Source organism: Jilunia laotingensis, from assembly GCF_014385165.1.
Classification (GTDB): domain Bacteria; phylum Bacteroidota; class Bacteroidia; order Bacteroidales; family Bacteroidaceae; genus Bacteroides; species Bacteroides laotingensis.
In genome coordinates, this window is record NZ_JACRTF010000001.1 from 2,570,428 (window position 1) to 2,581,600 (window position 11,173).

Here is an 11,173-nt window from a genome sequence, read left to right on the forward strand (position 1 = left end):
CACCGAGGTGAAAAGTGGATAGCCTAGGTATTGATAATCAATTGTTTATATGTGTGATTTAGGCGTTGCGGCACAGATGTCAGGAGTTGAAATTTGTTGACACACCTTAAGGCGAAGGGTGAGCATAAACATCATTGGCCATATGATACTTTGAACCGATGGTCGATCGGGTTAATTCGTGTGTCTTATAGGAGAGAAACTGTAGCCTAAAACTCATTCTGACGAATGACTTTTGATTTGTTGTTCTATCTTCAGCTCAAGTTGTCGACTCTTTATGTGAAAGCTTAATGATGCGTTGGTTGCTGCTTCCTCTGAATTCCAAATACGGGGAATAAAGTTCCTGTATGAAACGGCCGTCTACCAATACGTCTATATAAGGAAGGATAGCACTGAACCTTGGCTGTGCCTGAATTTGTTCATACGTGTAGCCGGTATAACACCAGATGTTCTGCCGGGTTTCCTCTTTAATTCGTTTTATCAGAAGTAAAAATGCTTCCGGATTAAAAAACGGATCGCCACCGGAGAAAGTTACACCGTCCAGTAACGGATTAGCGTTTATCTCACGGATAATTCCCGTGATACGTTCTTCGGTCAGTTCGTCACCGGCAAGTGGATTCCAGCTTTCGGGATTGTGGCATCCCGGACAGTGGTGGTTGCATCCGGCCAGATAGATGGAATACCGGATGCCTTCACCGTCAACTATCGTTTCCGAATAGGTGTATAAGAGATTCATAAGTGTTTCACTCTGTCTTTCTCTTCAGCTCTTTTGGCAGAGTTCCAAGAACTCAGGTCTCCTGTCAGATAGCCTGTTATACGCCTCATACGCAAGATATTCTCGCTTTGGCATACCGGACATTTATCGTAAATCACTCCTTTGTAACCACAATTATGGCAGGTGTCCACCGGATGGTTGATTGAACCGTATCCGATACCTTCATCGTACATCACCTTCACGATTTTAGCAATGGCCCGGACATTCTTCTGTGCTTCACCGTCCAGTTCTACATATGTGATATGTCCGCCACGCGTAATGGCGTGGAAGGGAGCTTCCCGTTTGATCTTTTCGGCAATGCTGATCTTCTCCTTCACATCTATATGGAAGGAATTTACATAATATTCATTGTCCGTCACTCCTTCTATCTTCCCATATTTACGACGATCCATACGGGTGAAACGTCCGCTCAATCCTTCGGCGGGAGTAGCAAGCACGGAATAATTCAAGTTGTATTTGGCTTTGTATTCATCCACAACTTTGTTGATCTCCATGACCGCTTCATAAAGAGTGTCCCAGGCTTTGTCACTATGTCCGTGCCCTTTGCCATACAGTGCCATCATTGCATTGTGCCCGCCAATGAAGCCGATGCCGAGTGTGCCGCTACGTAATACATCACCTACCTCTTCGTTCGGGTTCAGATTGCCTCCTCCTTTCCACACGTCATTGCCCATCATGAATGGGAATTGGCGTGCCAGAGCCGTGCGTTGATATTGGTAACGGGCATAGAGCTGGTCGGCTACCAGAGTAGCCATTTCATGTATTGATTCCAGAAAGATTTCTTTAGCTTTCATCTCGACAGCGTCCTTGTTGCGTCCGTCCTCAACCATGCTTTCTGCTTTGATACGCGCTTCTATCGCCAGACGAGGCATGTTGAGAGTGGTAAACGAAAGGTTCCCACGGCCCAAAGATGATTTTTCACCGGCCACGTTCTCGTACACACGTGTGCGGCAGCCCATTGTCGCCAGTTCATATTGATAGCGTTTCGGGTCATTTGCATCCCATTTGTCATTTTGATTGAATGGAGTGTCCAGAAACATGAAGTTGGGGAACAATGCCTTGGCCGTAGTGTGGCAAGCTTTCAGGAAGAGGTCGAAATTGGGGGTGGTAAAAGTCATTCGTCCTTCTTCTGCCGCTTCGAAATCGGTCATTGCTTTTTGATAATCTTCTTCGGAGTAAGATACTCCCTCTTTTATTTTGAATATCTGGATAGGGAATACCGGCACCTCTCCACGAGTGCCTAACCCCTCTATAGTCGCTTTCAGCAGTTCTTCGATGACCATGCGACCTTCAGCGGAAGTGTCTGTACCATAGTTGATAGAACTGAATACTACCTGATTGCCTCCACGCGAATGCATCGTATTCAGGTTGTGGATGAAGCCTTCCATAGCTTGATGGGTGTCCTTGCGGGTTTGCAGGTATGCTTTTTCAATCACCCGGGCTAGATGCTCCTTGTCAATATTGATTTGTAAGGCTGTCAGTGCCATGCGAAAGGTTTCGCGTTCCAGCTCGTTGGTTTTGATGGATGGCAGGTGTTCTTCAATCAAAGCACGGATAGCTTTTTCTTCCACGCTGGTGTTGGTATCCATTACCACATAAAAACTGATGAATGAGGCCAAGTGTTTACGGAAAGATTTGCTGACACCTTTGGCCATGAAGAAGTCAAAGGCAGGAATTGCTTGACCACCGTGCTGCTCATTCTGGTTGGTCTGGAAAATGATGGTAGCGAGTGTGGCATAACTTTGAATGCTTTGAGGCGTACGGATACTGCCGTTCTTGGTGCGGAAACCGCGCTCAAAAAGGTCATCCATGTCATATTGGATGCAAGTGGTTGTCTTTGTCGGATAATAATCCAAGTCATGGATGTGGATATCGCCCAATTGATGTGCCTCCGCGAATCGCTTTGGCAGCAGGTATTTGTAGGTGTAGTCTTTTGTGACTTCGGAGGCGAAAGTCATCATTTGTCCGGCCGGTGTATGGCTACTCATATTGGCATTGCTCAGATTTATATCGTTTTTATCGATAGCCACGATGCCGTCCATTACCTGTTTCATTTGGGTCTTCTTGTCCCGCTCCGTATTGCGCCATTCACGGTAGATGATGTATTTCTTGGCAACCTCCGGACGCACCTTCATTAATTCCTTTTCTACCAAGTCCTGAATCTCTTCCACTGTGATTGTCGGATTGCTAAACCGGCTGATGACATTCATGGTAATGTCAGCTACGAGTTGTTGCTCGTCTGTGATGCCTGTGGCACTGAACGCTTTGCTAATTGCGTTTTTAATTTTACTAATAGAGAAATCTTCTCTTTTACCATCGCGTTTGATGATACAAATTTCAGCGTAGTTCATAACTTTAACTCCCGAAAGCTTTTAAAAGTTGATAAAATGATTAATTCCGGTAGGTCTTCTGACTTATCTCTCCCTCGCATCGCCTTCCCACGCTGTGCGCGCAGTGACATAGTGTGCGGATTCATAGAGAATTACAGCAGCGGGTACTGTCGCCGATTTGCACAGCGTTCCCTCATGACTAAACCTCTTTTTAGCTCCGAAACAGTGACAAAGATAATGCTTCTATAAATAGGTTGGTTGACTTTTAACAATAAAATTCGGGAAACTTTTCTTTGTGACTGATACAGAAAGTTTTCCATTTCGGGAAACTTTTTTATTGATATGCGAGTGAAAGGTTTCTTTGATAATGTAAAAAACATGGGGTGGAATGCTTATCGCATTGTATCATGTCCGCATCTGACTATCTATCGTTAAAATGTTAAGATAGAGTAACGGATTAGTATTTATGCATATAAATTAATATATTTGAAAAACCATTCGGATAAGATCGGGAGAATTGATAGAGGGAGGAGAAATTGAATAACCGAAGGTGTACTATGAGTACGAATTGCAGAATGTAATTGAATAAAAAGTTTATAGAAGAATGAGGATCGTATATTTACTTTTAATTCTGTCATGTATGATGACGGAGCGTTTGTATGCACAAATAACTTGCATCGGAGATGAGGATCTTGTATCCAAAGTTCAAAATTCAGATAAGCGTTACAAATTTATTTATGTGTTTTGTAACTATTGTCAGGCTTCTCAGGTACGCTATCCGGAGGTGGTCAAGCTTATACATGATAATAAAGACATGGACAGCTTCTTTATCTGTGCGCAGGATAGTTCTGAAATTGCGGAATATGTGGATACTTGTAAGGTCGCTTCTACTATGTACGTGATTAATCAAAACAGGAAGAGAAAAATGGTGAGTTTCTACAATCCGATAAAGGCTACTTGTAAGTTTCTCAAAAAGCAATTAGGTGTGGACACGGATAAAATGGGTGCTTCTGATTTTTGTGTTCTTGATAAGGATAATAAAGTGATAGCACAAACAAATTGGGCTATGAATGATGAAGATTATTTTAAATTGTTGAAAGAGAGTCTGAATATCAGGAGTGCCGACTGATCGTTTGAGGTAATCTGTTTGATTCCTTTTTTTGCAGCACGACGAATGGTTTGCTTGTGTTTATAACGTATTATTTCAATATCATCCAGATCGCTATGATATGTCCGATGCTTCCTCCCAGGCAAAAAAGATGGAATACGGAGTGCATATAGGGCTTACGCAATGAATAGAACACCGCACCTAAAATGTAAGAGGCACCTCCACCGAGTAACCACCAGAAAGCAGGTGTGGCTCCCATGTCTGAGAGGCAGTGCATCAGTGGTTTGAGTGCTACCAAGATTGCCGCTCCCATTCCTACATAGCATATGGTTTCGAGATTGCTATGTTCTTTCAGGCTGGTGAAGCTAAGTATAAATCCTATGATGGCTGATAACCAAACGAAGGCAAATATTCCCCAACCCCAGCCGCCTGCATTTCGCATGACTAAAAGTGTAAAAGGAGTATAGGTGCCCGCAATGTGCAGGTAAATGGCTCCATGGTCGAACTTGCGTAATAGTTCTTTGAGTGATCCGGGAGGCGCGGAATGATACCAGGTCGAACTGACATACGATGACAGCATACCTGTGAGGTAGATCGCAATGCAGGCAACAGCCCAGTGAGGGTCGTTGCTTGCTGCTGCTTTTATTAATAGAAAGTATCCTGCTGTTAGGCCCAGCAGGATACCCGTTCCATGACTGATTGCGTTGGCGAGTTCCTCCCCGTTAGTGTATCGATGATTTTTCAATGTCGTGACTTTTAGCTTCGGGCTGTAAAAGTACTCTATATTTTTGAAACACTCGGCTCGAAGTCTGTTTAAATTTCTATTTAAACAGGTTTTACTCTTTCTTTAAAATAATCTTTCCATTATACTGGGCAGCTACCAGTTTGCGGAAATCGAGAAAATCCTTGTACATTGCTTTGGGGTATACTCCTTTATACATCAGTAATTGATGTATGACTTTTATTTCCTTGTCTTCCACTTTTAAAGAGGAGGTGAATTTGCCGAAGCGGTTTTTTAACGTACACGTTTTAGGCATTGATTCAATAACATATCCGTCCGGAAGTTGCAAGGTGATACTGTCTGTGTCGAGATAACCGTATTCTATATGGATATCCTGTTTCCGTTCTTTCATTTCCGGTGTGCTGAATCCTTTGCGGAACACGTTGATGGGAATAAACAAACGGTTTCCGGTTTTATTGCCATATTGTTCGCTGCTGATAGAATATGAAATGTCTATCTGGGGCATTGCCTCTTTCTTCTCGACTATCTTTATATTACCGATATTCGCTTGTCCTAAAGTGATTCCTGAATGTAGACGGTCTTTTTGGCGTGAAGGCTCGAGGTGGGTGATGGGAGCCGTACTTTCATATTGAAACAAGCGGGAGGATTCTTTGGCTGCAATGTTGACACTTCCAGTGGGAGAAAGTACCACTTGTGCCGTAATGCTTTGTGTATTCAGTGAATCGGGGTACGAAGGCAATCGGCAAAGCTTACCGCCTTCGGGAGTGATCAGCAGAGCATCGTGGTCAGCGATGCTACTGTGTACATAACCGAAAGGCAGTTCGGGATTGGTGCATTCCAACCAAAGTGTGTCTTTGGCTAAAGGAACTTGCAGGATGACATGATTCATTTGATTGGCACTGGCATAATCGGCTATTAACCGTTCGTTGTCGGTACTGATCACCGTGTAAACGGAAGGAATGCCCAGTTCTTGGAGCATGGCACGTGTATAATTGGACAACCCTTTGCAATCACCGAAGCCGGCACGACAAACATCGGTGGCTGCGATAGGCTGAAGTCCTCCGATACCCAGTTGGATGCTGACATAACGTGTGGTGGCTGCCAAATGGTCGTAAACAGCTTTCACCTTCTCACGGGGAGTGGTGCAATGCGCTGTCATTTCGTGCAATTTGGCTTTGGTCGCCTCGTCCAATTGATCACGACCGGCAAGTAGTCCGTATTGCCAATCGCCATAATCTTTCCATGTACTCATATTACCACGGCTACCGTCAAAAATGAAATTTCCCGGGGCGAAGTATATGCGGGGAATGAGATCGGAAAGTGAAGCACCGAATGGTTCGTATTCAATAGCGGAAATCGGGCCGAGGCTCACTTCCATGAGTACGTTTCCTTCTGGGGTTTTCTTTTCTGCCACTTCTGCCTGGGTATTTATTTTATGATACCGGCATGGCAGTTCCGCGGGTGTTTGTATCCTGTAGGTCGCTTTAATCACTCCCTGATTGTACCGTGTCTGAGGTACGAATGTAGGAAATCCGATAATACCATCCTTGTATTTCACTTCCCACTCATATTTTATTATGATGGGATAACGCGGAAGGTTGCATTCATAATAATAGGTGTAGTCATCACTGGTAAGACCAGAAGAATATTCAGTCATTTGCAAGTCTGATTTCTTGATCTTTTTTATCACTTTGCCGGTAAAGTCAAGTATTTCCCCTGAAAATTTACGTAGAGAGGTGAATTTGTCGCACATGCAAATGAAATTCGCGGCATCACGTCCCTTGTCATTCAGAATGGTAATGGTGTGACTCTCCTTGCATATTCCGCTGGTTGCCGATTCACAGATGATTTCGGTAGTGGCATCTTGTACAATGGAATAGGCATCACTCACTATTGTGAATTGTGCCTGTAACAAGAGCGTGGTAAGGAAAGTGAGCAGTATGCTGCTATATAATCTTCTTGTAATCATTTTATGACTATTTATTATTATAATTTTTTAAGCACGATAGTCTCGTTGTTCTTGTTTGCTACCATCTCCCAAAAGCTCTGCAATCCGGGATATTCTGTAGACAGATAAAGGAGCTTGTTAAAGTTGAACATATAGTTAATGGTCAGTTTGTTAGCTTGCATAGCCAAATTGTAGCGACATGTTCCTTGACCGTCTTCAGTTTTTATTTGTAATGGGGTTGGCATTTCCTCTACGGTGTAACCGTCGGGTATGGTCAGATTGACTGATAGGATCACCTGGTCGGGATATGGAAATTCCACCGGTAATTTCCGTTCAGATTGCGTGAAAGGATTCTTTTCTACATGTAGGAAAACCATTGGATTCAGATAAATAAAATCATCATTGACGGTGGCTTGCTTTTCGAATTTTACGATCTCCTTTGCGTTTGGTGAAAATTCGTTTATTCCATCCGTTTGCAATCCGGTGACTTCAATCTCTTCATTGCTGGCAAGCTGATTCACAAATTCGGTACTATCCTTTGCACTTCGGAAACTGTGGCGGAAGCGTGAAGCATACTGGCCTCGATAATTGGTAGTACGCGTACCGCATATTTTCCCGTCCGGTTGGATAATGGCACTAACCATGGAACGTAATTGGTTTTTTCCTATTTGGCTAAGATCTACCCATTTGGCTCCTATTCCCGGCATAATCAGACGTGCCCGGTTTACCATTAAGGCAGGTGGTAGTACATTGATATAACCATCTCTGACCGAACCGTCCAGATAGACAAATGTACTGTCCGTATTTGCTATGGCTACAATGAATGTATTTAGCTTCTGGAGGGATGGATGTGCATAAGGAATCAGTCCTCTGTTGCGTCGGCTCATTACTACCGGAAAAGATTCGATCCCTGCATCACGGAGCATGCTCATGAAAATGAAATTGATCTCTGCATTGCTTGCTGTACCGTCTTTTACTATTTTTTTAGCTCGGCTGCCTTCAAGCGAATAAGTTTCATCCCATTTGACCCTTTGTTTGAGGAAGGTGAAGATCGAAGCAATCTTATCCTCCGTACTTGCCATCTGATCTAATTTCAAGGATGCCATCTCTTCATGATAAGGATTGCGCATTTTTAAACGGCCTCCGAAATCCTGATTGTCTAATAATAGTTTGTCTATATTTTCCCAAGTCTGTGTGAAGGATTTATAAAGTGCCCCCGGAAAATCTAATCCTCCTAATTCGAAGTTAACTTGAGTACTGTAATCGTCGACACACCAGATGTAATTATCATTGCGTACTGCCGGAAGTTGCCTTCCTTTAAAACAAAGGTGTCTTCCTGAACATTGCAGGGGGTGTCCATTGATGTGAAAATTGAAAAGCTTACCTTCATCTTTTGTTTCGAGGGGTTCCGTACCCCGCATGTCAATGTTGAATTTGAAGTATTCTGGAATTGTAATATTATATTCTGTATATAAGGTAGGGATGTCTTGTTGTGCATACCAGTCATTTAATGTATAATAGAAGTCGGATAATATCTTATACTTATATTCTATTACGGTACCCACTTTTACGTTGGGGATAGAGAATTTTACCTGCATGTATGTATCATTGATTCGTTCCATGAAGATAAAGTCCTTTTTCATTTTTGTGCGTTCTGTCTTTCCACCTTCAAGATTATAGGAAGAAGCCTCGATCTGGGATACGATTTCTTTGGATTTATAATTGTCTTTACTGTTGTAATAAGGGATGGTGACGTTTGCGTAGGAAGTTCCGTCAGCTTTGAGTATTTTGATTTTTACTTCATAAGCATATTCTAAGCGGAAATCTTCTGTTACGAAATCATACGATACATCTGTTTTCTTACAAAGCACCACTGCGGTAGCCGTAGTATCGGGTGCATACGTTGTCATTGAAAGTTCCTCAGCCGAGGGCTTTCCATATTTCAAGCTGGGTTCCACTACGTTTACCTCTTGCCCGAAAATCCCGTTTATAACGAAACAGGAAAATAATGTAAGGAAAATGTGTCTCATGTTCATCTCTTTATAATTTTCTTAATACGATTAGTTCATTGTTCTTTTTGACAGCTGTTGTCCAGATAGCTTGTAAATCAGCATATTTTTTACTATTTCTATTTGGTTTTAATATTTTGATTTTTACGCGATGTTGTGTCGTGAGTGAAAATTCATTGGCGTCATATCGGTAAGAAGTTGGGCCGATATCATATAATACTATGGCACTAGCTGTAGTGTCGGCTGGGTAAGTGGTTATTTCTAATTCTTCATTGGAAGGTTTGCCGAATTTTAAACTCGGTTTTACTATCTGCTGACCGGAAATCTGAAAGCTGATACAAAAGAATAGAAATAGAATGATTGTGAATCTGTGATTCATAGCTTTTTGTCGATTGTTAACACAGCGAATATATACAAAAAAATGTGAAAGGCATATAGGGGGAGGTTGTTTTTTGATGAAATAGAATGAAAAAAGAGGAATTTCCCTATTTCAGGGAAATTCCTCTATCTAAATGTAAACTCGAGTTGTCGTTTTATACCAAATGTCCGATCCATTCTTCACGATCTCCCGGGAGGAGATCAATGATGGGAATTTCAATCATCGTATAGCATCCCGGTTGTTGACGCATAGAAGCACGAGCTACACATACTAATACTTGGGCTGTCAAAGCCGGGTTGTTGATATGCATATTGAATTCGAATAATTGGTTTTGGGTTTTCCCGGAGACTCCTTTGCGGGTTAAATTAACTCCGTGTCCCATATCAAGCAAGGCATCTACGCTGGGAACCTGTTTAACGTGAGTTTCATCGTTAACGAAATATGCATCGGATTTAATAGCTGCAGCTACTTCGTCGAATTTATATCCCTCTTTTAGTTCGATGTATACCATCCGACGATGAATGCCGGTACCAGTGGGGATTGTCATGGAAAGTGCAGCTTTTACACCATCGATGGCTTTTACTGCCACCGTATGTCCCATACTCATGCCGGGGCCGAAGTTTGTGTATGTGATTCCTTTAGGGGCGATAGCTTCTAATAGGGTGCGGACAACTGAATCACTTCCCGGGTCCCATCCTGCAGAAATAATAGAAACGGCTCCATGCTCTTTGGCGTATGTTCCTAATTCGTGACGTAAAGCTGTAATACCTGTATGAATATCATAGCTATCGACTGTGTTGATGCCTAAAGCTAGGATCTCTTTTGCATAGCTTTCTACGCTACGGGTAGGGGTACACAAGATAGCTACATCTACATCTTGCAGTTCTTTGATATCTTTTACAATGGGGTAATCATTCAATTCGGCAGGTTTGTTTTCTGCTCCTGCACGACGAACTACACCTGCTATTTCAAAATCGGGAGCAGACTGGAGGGCTTCCAGTACATAATGACCAATATTGCCATAGCCAACTATGGCAGCTCTTACTTTTTTCATCTTTTTATTGGTTTCGTTTAACATATTTCTTCTTTTGTGGTGCAAAAATAATCATTTTTTCTGTTTATGAAGGTAATAATGGTGTTAAAGTTAGTTTTTATACTCAAGATGTTAGAGGCTTAATATTTCATGTGTGCGTATGTTACAATGAGGCTGTAAAAGGTTGTTTGATTATAGTGTGATAATCAAATAAAAGTACAATATTTCATGTGTGTGTGCGTTATAAATATATTATGATAGAATACGTTAAAGGCGAGATTGCCGAGCTAAGCCCGGCAACTGCGATAATCGATTGTAATGGCTTGGGGTATGCCGTAAATATCTCACTGAACACATACTCGGCGATTCAAGGTAAAAGTAGTTGTAAACTATATATATATGAAGCTATCCGTGAAGATGCATATGTCTTGTATGGCTTTGCAGATAGGCAGGAACGGGAATTATTCTTATTATTAATATCTGTATCCGGTATTGGGGGAAACACGGCACGAATGATACTTTCGGCACTGTCTCCGAGCGAATTGGCCAATGTTATTAGTACCGAAAATGCCAATCTTCTGAAAACAGTGAAAGGTATTGGGCTGAAAACGGCTCAACGTGTGATAGTGGATTTAAAAGATAAAATAAAAACTTCTGCACCTGCTACAAGTAGTGAAGGTGTATTCTCCACTATGACTTCTGAAGTTCAGGAAGAGGCTGTGGCAGCACTTACAATGCTTGGGTTTGCAGCGGCTCCTTCGCAGAAAGTTGTACTTACCATTTTGAAAGAAGAACCAAATGCTGCTGTTGAAAAAGTAATCAAGCTGGCTTTGAAGAGATTATGAAAATAAA

9 protein-coding genes and 1 riboswitch are annotated in these 11,173 nt (G+C 42.2%); of the genes, 2 read left to right on the forward strand and 7 right to left on the reverse strand.

Features of this window, described 5'->3' with window-relative positions:
• Nucleotides 1–256: 256 nt before the first annotated feature.
• Together nrdG and H8744_RS09775 are read right to left on the reverse strand one after the other, a co-directional pair.
• Nucleotides 257–733, reverse strand: a complete 477-nt coding sequence (gene nrdG, locus H8744_RS09770) for an anaerobic ribonucleoside-triphosphate reductase activating protein (RefSeq protein ID WP_262434652.1) — start codon at nt 731–733, stop codon at nt 257–259.
• Nucleotides 730–3,123 (reverse strand): anaerobic ribonucleoside triphosphate reductase, encoded by a 2,394-nt coding sequence (locus tag H8744_RS09775; RefSeq protein ID WP_262434653.1) that lies wholly within the window; start codon nt 3,121–3,123, stop codon nt 730–732. Before H8744_RS09775 ends, nrdG begins: the two co-directional genes overlap by 4 nt.
• A gap of 31 nt (nt 3,124–3,154) precedes the next feature.
• Nucleotides 3,155–3,339, reverse strand: a riboswitch (cobalamin riboswitch).
• Nucleotides 3,340–3,742: 403 nt separating this feature from the next.
• Between H8744_RS09775 and H8744_RS09780 the strand changes: the two genes are divergently transcribed.
• Nucleotides 3,743–4,231, forward strand: coding sequence for a hypothetical protein (locus H8744_RS09780; protein WP_262434654.1), 489 nt, complete (start codon nt 3,743–3,745; stop codon nt 4,229–4,231).
• Nucleotides 4,232–4,301: 70 nt separating this feature from the next.
• Here the strand turns inward: H8744_RS09780 and trhA are convergent, their stop codons facing one another.
• From trhA to H8744_RS09805, 5 genes are all read right to left on the reverse strand, one after another.
• Nucleotides 4,302–4,955: a PAQR family membrane homeostasis protein TrhA gene (gene trhA, locus H8744_RS09785; RefSeq protein ID WP_262434655.1), complete on the reverse strand. Its 654-nt coding sequence runs from the start codon at nt 4,953–4,955 to the stop codon at nt 4,302–4,304.
• A 91-nt stretch (nt 4,956–5,046) separates the two neighbouring features.
• A complete protein-coding gene (locus H8744_RS09790) occupies nt 5,047–6,921 on the reverse strand; it encodes a DUF3858 domain-containing protein (protein ID WP_262434656.1) in 1,875 nt (624 codons plus the stop codon).
• Nucleotides 6,922–6,938: 17 nt separating this feature from the next.
• Nucleotides 6,939–8,930: a DUF3858 domain-containing protein gene (locus H8744_RS09795; RefSeq protein ID WP_262434657.1), complete on the reverse strand. Its 1,992-nt coding sequence runs from the start codon at nt 8,928–8,930 to the stop codon at nt 6,939–6,941.
• 10 nt (nt 8,931–8,940) lie between these two features.
• Nucleotides 8,941–9,288, reverse strand: a complete 348-nt coding sequence (locus H8744_RS09800) for a hypothetical protein (protein WP_262434658.1) — start codon at nt 9,286–9,288, stop codon at nt 8,941–8,943.
• 154 nt (nt 9,289–9,442) lie between these two features.
• Nucleotides 9,443–10,342, reverse strand: coding sequence for a diaminopimelate dehydrogenase (locus H8744_RS09805; RefSeq protein WP_262434659.1), 900 nt, complete (start codon nt 10,340–10,342; stop codon nt 9,443–9,445).
• Between the two features lie 233 nt (nt 10,343–10,575).
• On the opposite strand from H8744_RS09805, the gene ruvA reads away from it, so the two are divergent.
• Nucleotides 10,576–11,166: a Holliday junction branch migration protein RuvA gene (gene ruvA, locus H8744_RS09810; RefSeq protein WP_262434660.1), complete on the forward strand. Its 591-nt coding sequence runs from the start codon at nt 10,576–10,578 to the stop codon at nt 11,164–11,166.
• Nucleotides 11,167–11,173: the final 7 nt, after the last annotated feature.

What these genes read in the sequence shown, in the direction of transcription:
- H8744_RS09775 (WP_262434653.1), bottom strand. Translation starts at nt 3,123, where the DNA reads ATGAACTACGCTGAAATTTGTATCATCAAACGCGATGGTAAAAGAGAA.
- ruvA (WP_262434660.1), top strand. Translation starts at nt 10,576, where the DNA reads ATGATAGAATACGTTAAAGGCGAGATTGCCGAGCTAAGCCCGGCAACT.
- H8744_RS09805 (WP_262434659.1), bottom strand. Translation starts at nt 10,342, where the DNA reads ATGAAAAAAGTAAGAGCTGCCATAGTTGGCTATGGCAATATTGGTCAT.
- H8744_RS09790 (WP_262434656.1), bottom strand. Translation starts at nt 6,921, where the DNA reads ATGATTACAAGAAGATTATATAGCAGCATACTGCTCACTTTCCTTACC.
- H8744_RS09800 (WP_262434658.1), bottom strand. Translation starts at nt 9,288, where the DNA reads ATGAATCACAGATTCACAATCATTCTATTTCTATTCTTTTGTATCAGC.
- nrdG (WP_262434652.1), bottom strand. Translation starts at nt 733, where the DNA reads ATGAATCTCTTATACACCTATTCGGAAACGATAGTTGACGGTGAAGGC.
- H8744_RS09780 (WP_262434654.1), top strand. Translation starts at nt 3,743, where the DNA reads ATGATGACGGAGCGTTTGTATGCACAAATAACTTGCATCGGAGATGAG.
- H8744_RS09795 (WP_262434657.1), bottom strand. Translation starts at nt 8,930, where the DNA reads ATGAGACACATTTTCCTTACATTATTTTCCTGTTTCGTTATAAACGGG.